Origin of the sequence: Roseiconus nitratireducens (genome assembly GCF_008629675.1) — a bacterium.
GTDB classification, from domain to species: domain Bacteria; phylum Planctomycetota; class Planctomycetia; order Pirellulales; family Pirellulaceae; genus Stieleria; species Stieleria nitratireducens.
This window is the reverse complement of sequence record NZ_VWOX01000008.1, coordinates 318269-337286: the sequence shown is the minus strand read 5'-3', so window position 1 is coordinate 337286 and position 19018 is coordinate 318269. Positions and strand designations below refer to the sequence as shown.

Genomic DNA, 19018 nt, shown 5'->3' with positions numbered 1-19018 from the left:
GCCCGCCGAGTCACGCGGGGTTATCTTGTTGGGACGCTCCAACTGGACAACGACCGTTCAAAACGCAACGCTGGGTGCGGAGCCACGTCTGCCGACGGTGACAGTCTGCGACGTCGTTTCCCCTCTGATCAGTGAAGTCAACGCACCGTGAAGTCAACGCACCGTGGCGTTTTCCAGCGGCACCGACCGAGGCAACATCGATTCTTGAACCGTAGCCTGACGACATGAAGCAGTTAATCCGACTAGCGCTCTTCGCTAGCCTGTTGGGCGGCGTGGCTTTCGGAATCTGGTATTGGCAAAGCCTTCCCGACGGCGACGACGCAAATCAGTTGGAAGTCTACGGCAACGTGGACGTGAGGCAGGTCGAACTTGCGATCAACGGCAACGAACGCATTGGCGAATTGCTCGTCGAGGAAGGGGATCGTGTTAAGAAAGGCGATCTGCTCGCCAAGCTGGAAACCGAGCGACTGGAGTACGCCGTACAGCGGGCCAAGGCGATCATGGAATCACAGCGTCAGGTCGTTGCGAGACTTGAAGCCGGATCTCGCCCGGAGGAGATCGCGAAGGCCAAGGCAGACGTCGCACAGTCAAAAGCCATCGCGGACGAAACCGGGCAGACTTTTGAGCGGAAGAAAATGCTGCGCAAGTCAAATGCGGCATCTCAACAAGAACTGGACGACGCGCGGGCAGCCTATGAATCCGCGGAAGCACAGCTCGAATCTCGCCAGTCCGTCCTGGATCTTGCTCTGGCCGGACCCCGGCAAGAAGACAAGGATGAAGCGCGGGCGTTGCTCAAACGATACGAAGCCGAATTGGCACAAGCGGAACACGACCTGAAAGACGGTTACCTTTCCGCACCATCCGACGGCATCATTCAAGACCGCATTTTGGAAGTCGGCGACATGGCCTCGCCGCAAAAGACGGTGTTCACCTTGGCGCTGGTCGATCCGGTCTGGGTGCGGGCCTATGTATCCGAACCCGATTTGGGAAAGATCTTCGAAGGCATGAAAGCCTACGTCTTCACGGACAGCTTTCCTGGAAAAGAGTACGAGGGATGGGTCGGATTCATTTCGCCAACAGCCGAGTTCACACCCAAGCCCGTTGAAACCCGCGAGCTGCGCACCAAGCTGGTTTATCAGATTCGTGTCTTCGTCAAGAACCCAAACAACGAGTTGCGCCTTGGCATGCCAACGACGGTCAGAATCCCGTTGGATCAGCCCCAACCATCTCAGCAAACGGAGTAGAACACAGTGAAAAATGGCAGGGAAAAGCCGCGCGGGATTGAACCGCGGCCGTCCATCGGAACCTTGCTGCGCAGGGATTTCCAACTGCGGCACGCCATCTGATGACCGCCGACGATCGAATCGCCTTGACGTTCCGCGGTGTCACGAAGTCGTTTCGCACACGCCGACAAGCCGTCATGGCGATCAAGGATCTGAACGTCGAGATCCGTCTCGGAAAGATCACCGGCTTGATCGGACCCGACGGCGCCGGCAAGACGACATTGATGCGATTGGCAACCGGATTGTTGCGATGTGACAGCGGAACCGTCACGGTGTTGGGGTTCGACGCGGCCCGGCAAGCGCTTCAGATTCAGGGCCGCGTCGGCTACATGCCGCAGCGGTTTGGTCTGTACGAAGACTTGACCGTGCAAGAGAACCTTGACCTGTACGCCGACCTGCAGGGCGTTCCGGTCCAAGCGAGGAAAACGCGGTATAACGAACTGATTCACATGACCGGGATGGCCCGTTTCACCAAACGGCTAGCCGGCAAGTTGTCAGGCGGGATGAAACAAAAGCTCGGCTTGGCTTGCACGTTGGTCCACCCGCCACGATTGCTGCTGTTGGACGAACCAACGGTGGGCGTCGATCCCGTTTCGCGACGCGAACTGTGGGAAATCGTCGACCGATTCGTGCGAGAGGAAGGAACGACGGTTTTGCTGAGCACTGCTTATTTGGACGAGGCCGAGCGGTGTGACAGGGTGCTCATGCTGGATCAAGGGGAATTGATCGGCCAAGGACCTCCAGAGCAATTTTGCGAACCGATGACCGGCCGCACATTCCAGATCCGTTCGGCCGATGAAAAGAACCGTGACGTGTTGGAGCGTTTGTCGGGACGCCCGGATGTGGTGGATGCGGTGATTCAGGGTGACGCGGTCCGGCTGGTGCTGGCCGATGGTACCCCACTTTCCATCGATCGGTTGTTGCCCGGTGAAAATCGCGCAGCATTGATCCCTGTCCCGCCCCGTTTCGAAGACGGTTTCATCGACACACTGAGGCAGCGGAGGCACGATCAAGCCGGAACACCATTGCCCTCAGCGTTACAGGAAGATCGGCGGATTCAGGCGGAATCCAGCGGCACCGCGATCTCGGTCCGCAACGTCCAACGTGCCTTCGGCGATTTCTACGCCGTCAAGAACGTCTCGTTCGACGTGGGACGCGGTGAGATTTTTGGACTCCTGGGGGCCAACGGTGCCGGGAAAACGACCCTGTTCCGGATGCTGTGTGGATTGCTCCCGGCCAGCGACGGCAAGCTGCAGGTTGCGGGCATCGACGTCCGCAGGACGGCCGCGGCGGCACGGGCGAGGATCGGCTACATGTCGCAAAAATTCTCGCTCTACGGTTCTCTCAGCGTTGCCAACAATTTGAAGTTCTTCAGCAGCGCCTACGGGCTGACCGGTCGCCGCCGCCAACACCGCATTCGTTGGGCCACCGAACAGTTCGATTTGCAGCCGGTCTTGGATGACGGCAGCGGCGAACTGCCGTTGGGGTACAAACAGCGTTTGGCGCTGGCCTGTGCGTTGATGCATGAGCCCGAGATTCTGTTCCTGGACGAACCCACCTCCGGCGTGGATCCGCTGGCTCGCCGTGAGTTCTGGCACCGGATCAACGGTCTGGCGTCCACGGGCGTGACCGTGCTGGTCACCACACACTTCATGGAGGAAGCCGAGTATTGCGACCGGATGGCGATCATGATGGCCGGAGAAGTGCTCGCCCTGGGGACGCCGCCCGAGATCAAACAACTTGCTCGCTCCAACGAACATCCCCAGCCCAGCATGGAAGAGGCCTTCATTCACTTGATCGAGTCGAAAGACGAAGAGGCATAGATGACGGGCAAACGTGGTCGAAGGCTGATGCGGATGCGAGGGCTTGTCCGCAAGGAGTTCTTGCAGGTGCTTCGCGACCCGAGCGCACTGGCGATCGCGTTCGTGCTGCCGGTGGTTTTGTTGCTGTTGTTCGGATATGGCGTGTCGCTTGACGCCGAACGTGTCCCGATCGCACTGGTGGTCGAGAAGCCGACGCCCGACACCAACAGTTTCTGCGGAGAGCTGGAGCAATCGATCTATTTTGAACCGATCTTCCTTCACGGGATGGCGGCCGCTCAGCAAGCATTGATGGAGGGTCAGGTCGACGCGATTCTGCACCTGCGCGCCGACTTTTCCGACAGACTGCGGCGGCCGGGCGGGGCGTCCATTCAATTGATCGTCAACGGCATTGATGCGAACACCTCGCGGATCGTGAACGGATACGTGGATGGCGTCTACGCGAAATGGCTAGAACACCGGGCAATGCAACTCGGTCAGCCGCTCGCCGAGCCTGTGATTGTCGAACATCGGATTTGGTTCAACGCCAACGTCCGCAGCCGAAACTATCTGGTTCCCGGCGTGGTGGCGCTGATCATGACACTGATCGGATCATTGCTCACGGCGCTGCTGATGGCCCGCGAATGGGAACGCGGAACGATGGAAGCGCTGATGGTCACACCGGTATCCATGCTGGAGGTGTTGCTGGGAAAGATTCTGCCCTACTTTGTCCTTGGCATGGGAGGACTGGCGCTGTCGGTCGTAATGGCCGTCTGGCTGTTCGCCGTGCCGCTGCGCGGTTCGATCTGGGTGTTGTTGCTCGGGTCGTCGCTGTTCTTACTGACAGCACTGGGCATGGGGCTGTTCATCTCAACCGTCACGCGAGTCCAGTTCGTCGCGGCCCAGGTCGCGATTATCGCAACCTTCCTGCCGGCGTTCATCTTGTCGGGCTTTATCTTCGACATCGGCAGCATGCCACGCCCGATCCAATGGATCACGCAGATCATCCCGGCTCGCTACTATGTTGCGCTTCTGAAAACGACCTTCCTGGCCGGTGATGTGTGGTCCGTGGTCGTGCCGAATTGCGCGGCCTTGGCGGTGATGGCGATGGTGTTCCTGGGGATCACGCGTCTGCTGGCGCGCAAACGGCTGGACTAGGAGACGCGATGTTTCGGCTATTGGCACTGATTCACAAAGAGTTTCTGGCCCTGTTGAAGGACCCGAAGAGTCGCTTTGTGATCGTCGGGCCGCCGATCATTCAGTTGCTGGTTTTCGGCTATGCCGCGACGTTTGACGTGACGGACGTCCCCTTGGCGGTTTACAACCAGAGCTCCGGTGAGGCATCGCGTGACTTGGTTTCCAGGTTCGAGGGTTCACGCAATTTTCGTCGAGTCGCCACGATCACGCATGACGACCAGATCGCGCCGATGGTGGATGGACGCGTGGCGCTCGTCGTGCTGCACATCGGGTCGACGTTCAGCCAGGATCTGCACCGGAAAGGCCGGGCGAAAGTGCAAGTGATCCTGGACGGACGTGATTCGAACACCGCGCTGGTGACACTCGGATATGCGCGCAAAATCGTTGGCGATTTCAATGTGAAGTGGGCGACCGACCATGGGTTGGGCGCAGCACCGGCACACCTGGAAGCCCGGTCATGGTTCAACCCGAACCAGCAAAGCCGCTGGTTTTTCGTGCCGGGCATCGTCGGTTTGCTGACGTTGGTCGTCACGATGCTCGTCACCGCGCTGTCGGTCGCTCGCGAGCGTGAACAGGGAACTTTCGACCAACTGTTGGTGACGCCCTACCGCCCCTGGGAGATTTTGGTCGGCAAAGCAACGCCCGGTTTCATGATCGGCATTTTCGAGGCGACGGTCATCATCACGGCGGCCGTCTTTTGGTTCCGCGTCCCGCTGGTTGGCAGCTTGCTGACGTTGTACGTGGGCGTCGTCCTGTTTGTGTTCGCCGCCATCGGTGTGGGGCTGATGATTTCATCGCTGGCTGTCACACAGCAGCAAGCGCTCCTGGGAGCCTTTCTGTTCCTGGTTCCCGCAATCATCCTGTCCGGCTTTTCGACGCCGATTGCCAACATGCCGCCGGCCGTCCAGGCGATCACGTACGCCAACCCGCTCAGGTACTTTCTAATCGTTCTGCGCGGGGTGTTTCTTGAAGGGGCTCCAATCCGCTTGCTGTGGCATCAACTATGGCCGATGGCCGCGATTGCGGCGATCACCCTCACCTCGGCCGCCTGGCTCTTCCGGCGGCGGATGTCGTGACGTGGAAACACGTCAATCATGAACGATGTCGCCACGGTGTTGGATGGGCTATCGACCCTTCTTTCCTTTGCCGGGGACAACGTCGCCCGGTCGACCGCCCGAACCTTTGCCGCCGCCCTTATTGCCGACGGTCACATTCACGGCCACCATATTGTCGGGCAAGATCTCGCCCGCATCGGCCGCCGTGATAGCGATATTGGGGGCGATCACGGTGATGACGTAGTCGCCGGCTTTGGGATTCTGCCAATTGAATCCGTAGACAATGCGACCCGTCGAGTTGATTTCGGCGCTAAAATCTTCCATGTCTGCCACGACGATGCTGTCGTCGGTGCTGCGGATATCCAGCCGGACGTCGTGATCCCAAACTCGGACTTCAAGGAAATCGTCCACTTTCTCGCCGAGTGTTCCGTAATGGGACTCCCTGTCCAAAAGAGTTGGATCCAGCTTGGTCACCACGTAGCCGGGCATCGCGCGGTCGGCGACCGTCAGGAAGCCAATCTCCACGCGGATCGGAGTGCCCGCTTTCAGCGGCGCGTTGGTCAAATTGTCGCCCCACTCCGCCGCCACCTCGACTGTATGTGGATCCGCGCTGTCACAGTCGGCCTGCCATTGGGCGATGCCTTGAACGTAGTATTCAGTGTGCTCGTCAGGCACGCCGTCTCCATCGGTGTCGACGCCCATCGGACCCATCGGTTCTAGCGAGTCGTCTTCTGATGTGCATTTCCCGGCAAAAGGAGAGTCATCGATAGAGGGGACAAAAATGGTCGGGACGGACAGATTGTTGGCGCTCTCTTCTCCTGTTGGCGGATGGGGCGGTGCAGCGTCGACCTTTGCATTGCCGCTGAACGCCAGTGCCAACGCACTGGCCAGAATTGCCACGGGACACCAGTTGGTTCGTCGTTTAGTCATCGTCGTACCTTTTCAAAATGGGGAATGTTTACGAGTACTTGGAGATGCATCCCGGCCAACCTTCTGTGTCTCAGTGACGCGATCGGTTGCAATGGGGTGCGGCTGCGGAGATTACTTCTCGTCAGGTCGAGAGAATCCGTCCGGGCAGTGCCGCGACCAGGGTCGCACGGTGGGCGCTCAAGAGGCCTCTTGCTCGAAGCAATCGAGCTTCCGTACGCCAGATCATTTGGCGGGTGGGATTGCCGCGGCAATTTGCAAATGCTGGACCAAAACACTTAGGCGGCGTCGTCGCAACGACGGACATCGATTGCTCTCAATTGTGAATCGAGCTTTCCAGTGCTCTCTCCCGTGCGTCAACGCCTCCACACGATTTGCGTTGCCTTTGGATCATTAAAGGCGAAACGATGACAGACGATTCACGAAATCGCTTGTCGCTATCAGACAACGAGCCGTGATGCGCGGGCATATACGCGCAAATGCACAGGGGAAGCGCCCTGATCCGACACGGCGTCCACTTGCGGGATCTCCGAGGTTTCGGACGAGAAGTTAGCAAGCATCGGCCATAAACCCGTCCTTCCTGCCTCGGCTTGACTCGAGGGTGGGAAAAGTTTGGCCAGCCGGTGGCCAATCGCTTGCTCTCCCAGTCAACTTCACCCCCGTCGCTATCAAACCAGGAATCATTGTGGTTCTCTCACGTGAGGCCGCTCAGTCGATTGACGCTCCAGCAGACCAATCTTGTTGCTCGTGGCGTCTTTGGCGCATCCACCGAAGCGGTCGTTCCAGCGGATTCAGGTCGTGGCTGAATCGAAGTCCGCGTCTTTTGGGGGCCCAGAATGGGTCGACGGCTCTGGCGGCATCTTCCGGAATGTTTGAGAAAACAATTGAAGTCGGCTTGGGGATGCCGGACACTGCGGCATAAGCGCATCACGCGTTTCTACTCCCCTCTTCACCAGGAAGCGTTCCCATGTTTCGTCAAGCACTGTGTCTTCTCTTTCTTGTCGCGGCAATTCCTTCCAGCGAAACCTTCGCCGACCATCACGAACCAGGCCAAGTGGAGTCGGCCGTGAAAACGTTTTACTCCCAACTCTCGTCGGGTGAGTTTGAAAAAGCGATGGGTCATACCGCCAACGGTTCCAGTGGGTATGTCGCCAAGGGTGGCTTGACTGAAATTGGCAGTGACGAAGTTCGCCAGCAAATCGTGAAGATGCTGAAGGACGGCCAGGAACGAGGGGCCGAAATGGAGTTGCGGCCGAAGGACATCAAAGTGACCGTCCACGGCGATGTCGCGATCGCAACCTACATGGTCGACGCGGCGGTCAAAGGAGCTGACCAAGACGAGTCCGAAGAACAAGTCAATCGCGGCACCCTTGTGTGGGCGAAACAGGGCGACGATTGGAAAATCTTGCATTGGCACGTGTCCGAGTTCGTCCCCAACGAACAGTAGGGCGCGGGCGGACTTTCCGTCTGAGCAGTTTTTTCTGCGATTCGATCGTCCGGATGGTTCAGACAGAGAACGGCAGCACGCAGGGTGCTTCCCATCGGTGCGATACCGCTTCGATCAACGGTTGGTGACCGCAGATGCGTTGTCATCGGATGCAGCTTGCGACGTGTTCGTTGGCTGTTCCAAATACCGCATCACGGCGTCGGTCAGATCAATGGTGCTGTCATGGTAGACGACGTTCCATGTGACACCGCGGACGTCCGATTTGTCTTGGTCCGGGTCCGATTCTTCGCCGTTGAAGCGTAGAACCAGGTTGATGTCCTTGCGGGTCGCAATGACCCGCACCGCCGCAACGATTCGCTGATAGTTTTCAAAATAAAGTTTGACCCGGGCGTCGCTCGGGTCTTGATGTTTGTGCACCTTGATCAGCCGGAACTTTGCATCCAGATTCGCGACCCGCTCTTCTTGCCTGGCGTACTCCGCTGTCCCAACCTTGAGCGCTTTCAAGTGCTCCACGGCCTGCTTCAACTGGTCTCGCTCTCGTTTGGACTCGTCTTGGTCCTTCCGCGAGTCGGCTTCGAGCTTTCTGACATCGGCCTTGATCGCCGGAAGATTCTTGAAAACGTAGCCGACATCGATCAGCCCGATGCGGTGGCCCGCTTGATGCGTCGGTTCGGCCCGTTGGCCCGAAGCCGTGGAGGAAATCAGAGCAGAACCTTCCAAGGCCACCAACATGATGACAGCATTGCTGAACTGTCGCAGCACCTGGCTCGGTTGGCTCAAGGACGGCAGGAATAGCAACAGTCGAGCGGTCTCCTTGAGGTTTTTCAACACGGTCTCAATCCTCGTGATTCTGTGGAGTCATCCTGACGGTTGGCAGACCGTTGAACTTCTCAAAGTGGCAGACACGTCCATCTGATAAGAAGACTCTTTTAGGCGAATCTCGCTACCGATTCAATCTTGATGGTTTGCGGGCGCCGCGCCCTTGAATCAAGGCCTTGCAGAACTTCCCCTGGCCGCTCGGCCCGACAACTGTTTTGGTCGCGAGCGGATTTAACACGATCGGACGCCCTTCCTCCGTGTGCTCGGAGGCCTCGGTGGCTTGCTGGATCAACTCGATTAATGTCGACGGAATCCGGCAGACCGAGCGGGAAAGCGTCTGCTTGAGGGCGGAGGCCTTCTGTGTGGCTGTCCGTGGGGCGTGCCGTCTGGGACTTCCGTCGCGACATTTCGCGGCGGAGCCTTCAATCCTGATCCGCGCGAAGAGGGCCGCGAAGATTCTCACTTGGCGTCTTGCGTTGCCTCGCCAATTCGTCGATGTACCACCGGTACTTTCCCGTATCGACCGCGAACAGGTAGGGCTGATGGTCGTCATACCACCGGTTCCATTGGTCCGCGGTCGCATCGGGTCCGGGACCACACGGAACGTAGCGTTTCAGCAATCTGGCGGCACGAGATTTGGCTTCGGCAGACGTCCCACTCAGATCCGCCAGGACGATTTGGAAGAAGTCCGGGTCATCAAATCCGACATCAATCGCTTTCAGGTCTTGATCGATCCCCATCAAGTGCCCATCGCTGGGAAAAAAGAAACGCTGGTTCTGCTTGCACCACTGGATTCTGTCATCGATCGACTCGATCGATTTGAGTTCCTCTCCGGTCGGCTCGTCGAACATCTTCTCGACCCAATCCACGCGAATGCCTCCCCTGGCCAGCCAGCTCGCCGGTGTCGAACGAAACCTGGTGACTGGTTTTCCGGCAAAAACGGAAGGCCGAACCACAATGGGACGGTCTTGAGAGAACCGGGAGATGTAGGCAATGGAATTCAGCAAGAGGTGCTGCCCATGGTCATTCATTTCGGCCGGGGACTGCTGAAACCCAAAGTGCAGCAAGTTGCCTTGCCGCCACAGCCCCGCCGCGGTTGGCGTTTTGTGGTTGACGCCTCCGCAGAAGAATTCGACATCGGGGTGCTTTTCAAATTGGCTGGAATAGGTGCACCATCCGGATCTCCAATTTGCTTTGTAATTGTTCACCAGAGGCAGCACCTTGATGGTCGGGTCATCAAGATCATCTTCAAACGCTTCCGGTGTCGGAATCTGAATCATCGCGTTTCGATCGATGGCATACGGTTGCTCAAAGATCTCGTGGTCCGTGAAGCCGTAGGCGAGAGGATCCATGCAAGTGCACCCTGATCCACCATGGATTTCCCATGCGACGGCCAGATTCAAACCCGCACTTCCCAGCAGCACGGTGGGGCGACTCCATTGGTCGCGTGGTCCCAGAGGAGATTCCTGCGTGCGGGTCTCGCGAGCGGCGCTGCTTTGGGGCCAGTCCAACAAGATGACATCGAACTGGTCGGCAGATTTTGGATTGAAGCTTGACCGATCGACGGATTCAATTTGACCGACCTTGTCTTCTAGAAAACTGACGTAGTCCTCCGCACGCTCCGAGCCGACATACAGCAGTCGAAGTTCAGAAAGTGACTTTTCCCCTGGCTGTTCTCCGCGAAGGGAGACTCCGTGGGGGCTGACCAGCACGACCAACAAGGCAATAAGGATTCGCCGCAACATTTGATAAGCCCTCTCATTCACTTCCACTGAACTGAATCACGTCGTTCGATCGTTGCAGGCGGAAAACAGACCTCGTCGTTGCAAGCCTGCATTCGGATCACGGCGCCGATAGGAACCTGCGACTTCATCGAAGACCGTAGCTGACACGTTAAGGATACCGAATCCACGTAGGTCGCATGCCCATTTTGAATCAATGGAACCGGATAAGTCCATTCTGTGTCACGCGACATGCCATCGGGAAGTATCAGTTCAACCCTTAGCGGTTCAAACGGAGTGTTTTCTTCCAAGTCTCCATAGATGTAGTGACCGGAAAGAATCCGTAGGCTGACTTGAGCCTCGATTCTCCACCCATCACCGTCTTTGCGAGCCGAATAATTGACAGCAACCGTGACGGGACGATCGAAGCTTGGAGCTGACGCGGTCAATTCAGGGGATTCCGTGTCGACCGGACTTGTATCAAGACCAGCAGGATTGTCATCGTTCGCGTGCAGCGTCGCAGACTCCGCCGGTTCTTCCTTCCGCGATGGAATTTGGTTGGATTCGAAGTGATCCGCCGTCCGCTTGCAGCCGATTCCAATCGGCATTCCTGCAAGAATCAATGCCGAAGTCATCGACAGCAAGATGAACCGTCCTGGCGAGCGACGAAGACCAAGGCCAAGAAACGACCGCATTCGAGTTTCCTCGCATCGCGATTCAGCTGGACACTTGATCGATTCATCCATTTTGAAAGCACGGTGGCTGGCAGTGCAATGATCGGCAAAAACACCGTGATTTGCAGCGTGATGAGCGGCAAGGCGCTAGCCGCCGGTGGATGCGAGAAAACCCGCGGCTAGCGCCACGCGGCTTACGCAGAGTGACGCTGTTCAGATACCCGAAGGATAACAGATTTCGTCTCTCGGCAGCGCCGAATGTCATTTAGACGCTGGGCTTGGATCGTTGACCATTCTCTTCGTGGCATCCGCAGGGCAGCCCCGCAGCTTGACTCCACTGATCCGCCAACCGAGCTGGACCGTCCGCCTTTCATGGTTTCTCACCGATCCAATTGGACTAGAATCTGGGGCTTGTGGCGAAGCCGTTGGCCCAAAGTTGAAGTCCATTGACCCAGACGAAGAACCGTTCATGAAGAATCTACTTGCCGTATCGCTGTGCATCATGGTTTGCACCGCAGCGTCCATTGTCCAAGCGAAAGAATTCGACACCGTTCTGTTTGAAGACGAATTCGAGGATGGCACGCTTGATAAGCGATGGGGCAAGTGGAAGAGCGAGTCGGTGGAGCGTGATGGAGTTCTGGTGGGGATCACGCCCAAGGACGCCGACCACCCGTCGGTGAACACGATCGAGTTTGACCCACAATCCGATCTGGAGGTCAGCGTCTCGTTCCAGTTCAACGGTTCTCCAAGCTTCTCCGTCATGATCCGGGATTTGGAGTACAAGGGGTCTCACGCCGGTCACATTTGTCATGTGGCCGTCCGGCCGGAAATGGTGACGCTGTACGATGGCAAGACGGGCATTTTTCTCAAAGAGATTCGCGACAAACGAAAGGCGGGAGAAAAACTGGATGCAGCCACGCAAGCCATGCTTCAGCGGAAGTCGTCGCGCAACCCGGTTGAGCTTGATCCGCAGGGCTGGCACGACCTTGTGATCCGGATCGAGGGCGATGTCATGGAAGTTTCCATCGATGGCCAGCAAGTGGGGCGATTGCAATCCGAAGGCATCGCCCACGCTTCCAAATCGAACATGAATCTGACGACGGTGGATCGCGAGGTCCACTACGATCACTTCGCACTGCGGGCGCCGTAAAAACGCGGAACGGAAAACTTTGGTTCGAACAGGTCCGGTCGATGATCGGAAGGCCGTTCACCGGCTGTCGTCAAAACCTTGTCAATCCGGCAGGATGAAAACGTCCCGGGGAACATTCTTGATGCTCGTATTATCGTGAATGACGCTGGACAGCCTGAAGTTGTCCAGCTTGATGATCGACTTGATCGACTGGGGATCGAGGTCGGGGTCGTTCAGGAAAAAGAAGAAGTCGCCGTCGCGTAGTCGGGCGAACTGATCCGCCAACGCAACGCCGACCAGCTCGCCCACGCTGGCTCCCTGGACGTGATCCTCGGCCAGTCCACCGACCCAAGCATCGATCTCATCGGGTGACTCGTACACCATGGCCAGCGAGAGCTGAACCACGGGATCAGAACTGATGTCGTCAAAGTCTTCTGCGGGAGCAAGCCCGTAGGCCATCCGCACCGCGTTGTACGACGGCAGCCCGTGGTCACGCCCACGCTGGATGTTGAGTGAAGCGAGGTCCAGGCCTCCGTTACCGGGGGCGCCGAATAAGAAGTTCCGCACATCGTCGACTAGCATGCTGTCGACCTCCTGGGCCCTTTGATAGGTCAATCCATTGATCAGAAAGTCAACGCTGGCAGGATCGTTCTTCAAAAAGTCAGGATTGAAGAAAGCGTCGCGCAGCGGCAACTGGCCGAAAGGACCATCCTTATTTGCCAACACCAGATTCGGCGAAAGCATGCTGTGGCCGAAGCGGTAAGCCGCAGTGGAGAATTCGTTGGCGATGCCCGGATCGACGCTATCGTCAAAGCCCATGTAATCAGCCAACGACGGTGCCATTGGGCCCAGCAAGGCCGGCAGAAACTCGTTGTACGTGATGATTTGCAATTCGGCACCGACGATCTTGCGCGCCAATTGGTAGATCTCCTCGTCATCTGCGTGAGGAAATTGATTCGCGATGCGTTCGGCCAGTCGATTATGCTCGCGCATAAAAAGCGTATGCAGCGACGTTAACACCACGTTCTCGTTCGCCCGCACATCGCCGGCAAAAAAGAAACCACTTTCCAAAGGCAACAGATCCCCCACGCTCGATTTGAGCCTGCCACCTTCAAACGTTCTCAAGAAACTGGCCAACTCTGCGTCGGAGCCATGCACGTTGGAAGCGTCAATAAAAGCCGTGATCTCGTTTATCTGTTGACGAGGATTTCCCGGCGTGCCGGTACCCGCCGCGAAATCGGAGCGATCAAAAAGGATTGGACCTGGTGCGAGCGGGTCATTCCCTTGATCCTCGATTCGGATGTCAGCGGTGCCGTTAGCAGAACTGACCAGCGTCAAATCGATATCGTGGTCGATGAACTGCCCCCAAGCCCACACCATGTCGCTCAGACTGCGATCGTTCTGCAAGGAGTTGAGCTGGTTCACAACGACGTTGCTGATCGTCCGCGCGTTCGAGACACGCGGCGGTCGGTTGATCGCGTCGCCCGAACCATTGCCCGGGTAATTGGCAGGCGCAATTCGCAAAAGAGGCGTCCCCGCCGCACCACCGATGGTATTTCCGCTTCCGTCGAAGCTGCGGGTTGAGGTGAGCGGAAAATCGGCGGCCATGGCAAGACTGGCTGCTGACAAAACGACGAAGGGTAAAATGATACGTTTCATCAATGGGTTCCCTCATTTGATAGACACAGACGTTCGACGGTCAGAAAGAAGCATCCATCCACAGTCACGTATCGGTGGCGGTTCCATGTCTTCGGCGATCGCGTTGATCCGAGATTGAATCGTTCGCGAACGTCTCGCCGCCGGTTGTTTGTTGCGTTTTATTCCCCAGGAAGACGTTCGTGTTGCCACGTCGCTGCAGTCCGCAAACCATTGTTTGATCGACGGCAACTCTTATTCCCTTTCGTATTGGCCCGGCACAGTTGGTTCAACTAGTTGGCTGATAGCGCCACTTTCAACGGTTTGGCAACGCGGAGAAAGACAGGGACAGGCAAAGTGATTCCCCAATCCTGCTTTGGCTGCATCGATGATGTGTCGGATTCGCGCGCGTTTCCCAATTCTCCGCTCACCCCGTCAAGTCCAATACCGCTTAGTTAACGGAAGCTGGATCGTGCCTGGTGGGCACCAAAGCAACGTTAATGTGGCCCCTGTGAATCGCTTCGACGGCAGGATCGTCGAATAGATTCACCTTCGCTCAATTCGCCGTCGGCCCTCAGTCCGTCTCGTTTTCAGGTCGGTCAAACAGAGCACTCAATTCGCTGAAGAATCGTTTCAATTCGTCGTCGTCACTGAATTCTTCATGCTTCATGCTCACGATCAGTTGCTGATAGAGGCCATTGGCTTCTCGCACGTTACCGAGTTGATAGTTGCTCATTGCCAATAGAGCCAACGCCGCGGGATCAACGTCGGAGCGTTTGACCAACGACTGTAGTCCGCTCTGTTGCTTCAGTGGCCGCTCAACGGCTTCGATTGCCAGTTCATATTGTTCAGCACGATATCGTGCTGCTCCAAGTGATCGAAAGTAGGCCGACTCCGGAAACTGTTGGCATACGTCCGCAAATCGCACGAGTTCCCTCTCCGAAAGGGATCGCCCGTTCGCTACGGATACACGCTTCCAAACATCACGATTGATCTTCGCGGCGAGGCCAGCATTCATTTGTCGCTTTGAGGCGTTCAAAATCGTTGCCCCACAAATGATCCGTTTTCCATCAGGACTGAAAGCAACTTGTGAACCACCAATTGTTGGCAACGACATCGTCTGCTGACCCGTCGTCGCATCCCATATTCGAAGTCCATCCCCAACGCTGACGATCTGCCCGCCATCTGGACTGAAAGCCGCATCACGAACGGCCTCGGAGTGCCCTTTCAGCGAGACCAACCGGTGTCCTGAAAACGCGTCCCAGATCGCCAACTCCGCCGAGGGCCTATCGGGATCCCAATCACCCCCAGATGCGACGACTCGTTTGCCATCGGGGCTGAAATTGATACTCAGGATAGCGTGATCGATGCCGTCGAGCGCGATCAGCTCTTGTCCCGTTTCCGCATCCCAAATTTTTGCAACCTTCGACCCATGACGGTCGCTGCCGGTCGCCAGAAGTGTTCCGTCAGGGCTGAACGCCAGGCACCGCGCACCTCCGTCTAGCTCCTGCGCTAATTCACGCGTCGCGAAGTTCCAGATCTTACACGACTGATTCAAACCAACTGCGATTCGATTTCCGTTAGGACTGAAAGCAACACATTTCACAGAATCGAGGGGTTTGGCGAGAGAGACCGTGAAAACCTCCTTGCCGGATTCGAGGTCCTGAATCTTCAGTTCGCCAGGAACACTGTTTTTCTCCTCAAACGAATAGTAATGCCAGCTTCCGCTAGCCAAGAGTTTTCCGTCAACGCTGAAAGCCGCGTTGTCGACGTCGCGTCGATGTCCAGGAACGGTCTTTTTTTCCTCGCCCGTTTCAGGATCCCAGACAATCAGTCTCTTCTCTCTACTGCCACTGACCATCCGCTTTCCATCGGGGCTGATGGCAAGAGGGCGGCCATGTCTATTCACAGACTCTCGCGATTGCTCCCCGGCTATGTCCCAAATCACAATGCCTCTGCCATACCCACCGCTGGCAAGTTTCCGACCATCTGGACTGAAGGCAACTGTTTGGACGGCGGCAACATGTCCTCGTAACACGGTCAGTCGGCGCCCAGTGAATGCGTCCCAAATCGTTACCGTCCCATCTTCACCAGCTCCTGCAAGGCGTTTTCCGTCGGGACTGAATGCGACGCAGTTGATACGAGTGTCAACTCGAATCACATCCAGCAACCGACCTGAGTCAGCATCCCATGTTTTCAGTTTTCCGGCGCTAGAGCTCACGAATCTCTGACCGTTGGGGCTGAAAGCGATGCTGACAATGGTGCTGTCTTGAGTCTCAAGTCGTTGACGCAACTGCCCTCGCTGAGAATCCCAGAGGGCCAAATCACTCGTCGAACTGGTGACAAACCATCGGCCGTTCGGGCTGATCGCAGCTCTCCTAGCTCCGCGTGGTCTTCGAGCCAATGTCTTGATCTGTTTGCCGGTCGCGAGGTCCCAGGTTTTTAGCGTGCCATCGTAGTAACAAGACATCACTTCTTTCTCATCAGGGCCGAACGTGACGGCCCGAACGCTGCCATTTGCGCTGCCGACGCGACCCTTTGGAACCGAACTGTCTCCCAGTGCGTGTATCTGTTTCCCCGTGGTAGCGTCCCAAACAACCAGTGATGTCTTCCCTCCGGAGCTACCGCTCACGATTCGTGTGCCATCTGAGCCAAAAGCGATACTTGAAATCCGGCCCCCATGATCCCCGGAAAGTAATCGTTGCTGCCGGCCCGTCCTTGCATCACAGACTTGAATTGAACCGTTGTTGTTGCCACTCGCAATTCGACGACCGTCGGGGCTGTAGGCGATGCTGGTGGTGATTCGGGCACCCGGAACTGGATCCGTCGCTGCAATGACCTTGTTCTCTTGCGAAAACTGCGTGTACAGATAATCGTGCTCCCAGCCTCTCAGGTCCCAGCGGCATTCGGTCAATTGCTGTTTTGCTCCGACTACATTGTTTGCATCCCACTCATGTTGCGCGGATGCGATTTGATTGGCGTAAAGACGCCATCCCGCCTTTTCCTCCTGCTCTCGGGCGAGGTCCTTTTGCCTGTCTGCTCGAGCTCTGGCCGCGAGAGCTTCTGCAGCTTCCTGATCGGCGCGAAGTTTCTCCTTTTCGGCAAAGGACTTTGCCGTGAGAGCCGCGGCCGCATTTTGCTCCGCGAGGCTTTTCGCATTCAACGCTAACGCAGCGTCACGCTTGGATGCCAAGGCAAAGTATGCGGAAAAGGCCGTGCCAGAAAGCAGGAAGAATGCCGACAAGACCAGCAGAGCAGCGGTGGTCGGATTTCTTTGACACCATCGCCAACTACGCTCAACTTGGCCAATGGGACGCGACTGGATGGGTTCGCCTCTCAGGTAGCGTTGAAACTCATCGCTCAGCTCACGCGGTGAACTAAACCGTTTTTTCGATTCCTTATTGAGGCATTTAAGGCAAATCGTTTCCAGATCAATCGGGACAGCCGGGTTGAGTTGCCTTGGAGCAATTGGCTCCTTGTTCAATACTTGCAACAACGTGTCGATCGGAGTCGCAGCCTGAAACGGCGGTCGACCAGTCAACAGGCAATAAGTGATTGCCCCGAGAGAATAGACGTCAGCAAGTGTGCCAACATCTGGCTTACCAGACGCTTGCTCTGGTGGCATGTACGCCGGTGTACCGAGGATCTGACCTGTGCCGGTGAGGTTGCTGTCGGCTGCCGTTTTCTTGGCCAACCCGAAATCGGTGACCTTCGGCTGATCATTCCGGTCAACAAGAATGTTTGCCGGCTTGAGATCGCGGTGGATCACGCCACATTCGTGCGCATACGACATCGCTTCGGACACTTTCTTGACAATCTCAGCAGCTTCGATCGGTGGTAGCGGCCCGTCGGCGACCTTCTGCGCCAGGCTTTCTCCTTCGATGAATCCCATTGAGAAGTAATGCTGGCCTTGATGCTCACCGATCTCGAAGATCGGGACGATGCCGGGATGGTCCAGCTGAGCCGCCGCTTCGGCTTCCGTGTGAAACCGTTTGATGTCCTCTTCCCCAGCGAACTCGCCGGAGAGAATCATTTTCAACGCCACGATGCGATTGAGGTTAATCTGCCGAGCCTTGAAGACGACTCCCATTCCGCCACGACCGATCTCTTCCAGGAGTTCATAATCGCCGAAGTAATGAACTTTGTCGCCCACGGACGCATCGCCTTGCCTCGCCTTTGGGGGAATCGTGACATCGTCCTGCGTTTTCGCCGTCGACGGGAGGGTCGGATCATCCAGCCCTCTTGCACCCGGTGGCAGCCCGGAGGACTCAAGATCCGCCGCCGCCTTCATTCGGTCATGATTGGAAAAGAAATTTCGCAGCGAGTCAGCAAGGTCTGGATTGTCCTCAATCAGCGCATCCCGATCGAGGCCCCGGCCACTCTTTTCGGCCTCAATGTATCTGGCAATAAGTGATTCAAGAGCCTCGTTGCTTTCGCGTTCTTCGGGCGACATGCGGTGTACCTGAGTGCACGAACAATACCTGTTACGGTAATGAGCCCTTTTCTAGCAGGTGGATGCGCGGCGATCCACAATTCGAGGGGATTGCGCAGGTGGTTCGAACGAGGGACACCCTGAATCGACAGGGAAGCGTGGATCGCAACGCCACGAAGTTGGATCCACCGAGGCGTCGAACAGGCTTCGCGAATTGCACGAGGTGGTGGAGACCGACGCGACTTTCTCGGCCTGCGAACTCGGTCCGGCGGGCGTCGCCGGCAAGAATCAGTGTGTTCCGAACGGGGGTACACCGACGGCGATTCGAGCGTTTCTGAAGTTCAGCGGAGAGCTTCGGTCGATACATCGAATCGAGAGATTTCTTCCGTGCCAAGCTCTTCACCACTGGCGGTTCCTCTGCCGCGATCACGATCGTTGGTTTCATTCAGTCAGCCAGTGCTTTAAACGCTGCTTCTTGATCCGAATAAATTTCGAATCGCGTTCTGACTCGCATGATTTTGAACAGCTCGTTCAGATTGGGACTGATGTTACAAAGCACGAGTCGGCCACCTTGCTCTTTGATTTTTCTATTCAAAACGACAAGTTGCGTCAGCGCGGTAGATGAAGGCAAGGAGATGTTCTCGACGTTCAGCAATAGTCTTGGAGGTTGACGGGCAGTTCCCAGATGCATCAATTGATCCCAGGAAGACTCGTCGACAACTTCGCCGGAAGTAAAAGTCACAACGGCGATTGGCGGATCGGAAAACCAAAGCAAGTGACCGCAGTTCGGACACGGAGCATCCCCAGTCGGCTGTGAGGGATCCAGCCAAATCTCTTCGCGGCAGATCGGACATCGGTTTGGCTCGCCTTCGGGAGTTCTTGAAGAGATGATCATCAGGG

General features: G+C 56.8%; 13 protein-coding genes. 6 read left to right on the top strand and 7 right to left on the bottom strand.

Annotation, left to right across the window (positions count from 1 at the left end; translation table 11 throughout):
• The first annotated feature begins 224 nt into the window (after window positions 1-224).
• From FYK55_RS15905 to FYK55_RS15890, 4 genes are all read left to right on the top strand, one after another.
• A complete protein-coding gene (locus tag FYK55_RS15905; RefSeq protein ID WP_150077423.1) occupies window positions 225-1244 on the top strand; it encodes an efflux RND transporter periplasmic adaptor subunit in 1020 nt (339 codons plus the stop codon).
• Window positions 1245-1345: 101 nt separating this feature from the next.
• The gene (locus tag FYK55_RS15900) at window positions 1346-3106 is read left to right on the top strand and encodes an ATP-binding cassette domain-containing protein (RefSeq protein ID WP_150077422.1); all 1761 of its coding nucleotides are present in this window, start codon (window positions 1346-1348) and stop codon (window positions 3104-3106) included.
• Window positions 3107-4240, top strand: a complete 1134-nt coding sequence (locus FYK55_RS15895; RefSeq protein WP_150077421.1) for an ABC transporter permease — start codon at window positions 3107-3109, stop codon at window positions 4238-4240. It begins immediately after the preceding gene.
• Between the two features lie 8 nt (window positions 4241-4248).
• Window positions 4249-5355: an ABC transporter permease gene (locus FYK55_RS15890; RefSeq protein ID WP_150077420.1), complete on the top strand. Its 1107-nt coding sequence runs from the start codon at window positions 4249-4251 to the stop codon at window positions 5353-5355.
• Window positions 5356-5403: 48 nt separating this feature from the next.
• Here the strand turns inward: FYK55_RS15890 and FYK55_RS15885 are convergent, their stop codons facing one another.
• On the bottom strand, window positions 5404-6264 hold the full coding sequence (locus tag FYK55_RS15885) for a hypothetical protein (RefSeq protein WP_150077419.1): 861 nt from the start codon (window positions 6262-6264) through the stop codon (window positions 5404-5406).
• 964 nt (window positions 6265-7228) lie between these two features.
• Here FYK55_RS15885 and FYK55_RS15880 point away from each other — a divergent pair.
• The gene (locus FYK55_RS15880) at window positions 7229-7708 is read left to right on the top strand and encodes a nuclear transport factor 2 family protein (protein WP_150077418.1); all 480 of its coding nucleotides are present in this window, start codon (window positions 7229-7231) and stop codon (window positions 7706-7708) included.
• A 114-nt stretch (window positions 7709-7822) separates the two neighbouring features.
• Here FYK55_RS15880 and FYK55_RS15875 read toward each other — a convergent pair whose 3' ends face one another.
• The 3 genes from FYK55_RS15875 to FYK55_RS15865 form a co-directional block, all read right to left on the bottom strand.
• Entirely contained in the window at window positions 7823-8539 is a 717-nt protein-coding gene (locus tag FYK55_RS15875) for an OmpH family outer membrane protein (protein ID WP_150077417.1), read from the bottom strand.
• A 410-nt stretch (window positions 8540-8949) separates the two neighbouring features.
• Window positions 8950-10272, bottom strand: a complete 1323-nt coding sequence (locus tag FYK55_RS15870) for a hypothetical protein (protein ID WP_150077416.1) — start codon at window positions 10270-10272, stop codon at window positions 8950-8952.
• A gap of 17 nt (window positions 10273-10289) precedes the next feature.
• Window positions 10290-10856, bottom strand: coding sequence for a hypothetical protein (locus FYK55_RS15865; protein WP_161604540.1), 567 nt, complete (start codon window positions 10854-10856; stop codon window positions 10290-10292).
• 535 nt (window positions 10857-11391) lie between these two features.
• Between FYK55_RS15865 and FYK55_RS15860 the strand changes: the two genes are divergently transcribed.
• On the top strand, window positions 11392-12072 hold the full coding sequence (locus FYK55_RS15860) for a family 16 glycoside hydrolase (RefSeq protein ID WP_150077414.1): 681 nt from the start codon (window positions 11392-11394) through the stop codon (window positions 12070-12072).
• Between the two features lie 81 nt (window positions 12073-12153).
• On the opposite strand, the gene FYK55_RS15855 is transcribed toward FYK55_RS15860, so the two are convergent.
• From FYK55_RS15855 to FYK55_RS15845, 3 genes are all read right to left on the bottom strand, one after another.
• The gene (locus FYK55_RS15855; protein WP_150077413.1) at window positions 12154-13710 is read right to left on the bottom strand and encodes a peroxidase family protein; all 1557 of its coding nucleotides are present in this window, start codon (window positions 13708-13710) and stop codon (window positions 12154-12156) included.
• A 550-nt stretch (window positions 13711-14260) separates the two neighbouring features.
• Window positions 14261-18139 carry a protein kinase domain-containing protein gene (locus FYK55_RS15850; RefSeq protein WP_150077412.1) on the bottom strand — a complete coding sequence of 1293 codons (3879 nt, stop codon included), beginning with the start codon at window positions 18137-18139 and terminating at the stop codon, window positions 14261-14263.
• A 424-nt stretch (window positions 18140-18563) separates the two neighbouring features.
• Window positions 18564-19013: an STAS domain-containing protein gene (locus FYK55_RS15845; protein WP_150077411.1), complete on the bottom strand. Its 450-nt coding sequence runs from the start codon at window positions 19011-19013 to the stop codon at window positions 18564-18566.
• Window positions 19014-19018: the final 5 nt, after the last annotated feature.

Bases quoted from the DNA above. Each gene is read 5' to 3' on its own strand.
- FYK55_RS15890 (WP_150077420.1), top strand. From the start codon at position 4,249: ATGTTTCGGCTATTGGCACTGATTCACAAAGAGTTTCTGGCCCTGTTG.
- FYK55_RS15865 (WP_161604540.1), bottom strand. From the start codon at position 10,856: ATGCCGATTGGAATCGGCTGCAAGCGGACGGCGGATCACTTCGAATCC.
- FYK55_RS15905 (WP_150077423.1), top strand. From the start codon at position 225: ATGAAGCAGTTAATCCGACTAGCGCTCTTCGCTAGCCTGTTGGGCGGC.
- FYK55_RS15870 (WP_150077416.1), bottom strand. From the start codon at position 10,272: ATGTTGCGGCGAATCCTTATTGCCTTGTTGGTCGTGCTGGTCAGCCCC.
- FYK55_RS15845 (WP_150077411.1), bottom strand. From the start codon at position 19,013: ATGATCATCTCTTCAAGAACTCCCGAAGGCGAGCCAAACCGATGTCCG.
- FYK55_RS15860 (WP_150077414.1), top strand. From the start codon at position 11,392: ATGAAGAATCTACTTGCCGTATCGCTGTGCATCATGGTTTGCACCGCA.
- FYK55_RS15895 (WP_150077421.1), top strand. From the start codon at position 3,107: ATGACGGGCAAACGTGGTCGAAGGCTGATGCGGATGCGAGGGCTTGTC.
- FYK55_RS15900 (WP_150077422.1), top strand. From the start codon at position 1,346: ATGACCGCCGACGATCGAATCGCCTTGACGTTCCGCGGTGTCACGAAG.
- FYK55_RS15880 (WP_150077418.1), top strand. From the start codon at position 7,229: ATGTTTCGTCAAGCACTGTGTCTTCTCTTTCTTGTCGCGGCAATTCCT.
- FYK55_RS15855 (WP_150077413.1), bottom strand. From the start codon at position 13,710: ATGAAACGTATCATTTTACCCTTCGTCGTTTTGTCAGCAGCCAGTCTT.
- FYK55_RS15850 (WP_150077412.1), bottom strand. From the start codon at position 18,139: ATGTCGCCCGAAGAACGCGAAAGCAACGAGGCTCTTGAATCACTTATT.
- FYK55_RS15885 (WP_150077419.1), bottom strand. From the start codon at position 6,264: ATGACTAAACGACGAACCAACTGGTGTCCCGTGGCAATTCTGGCCAGT.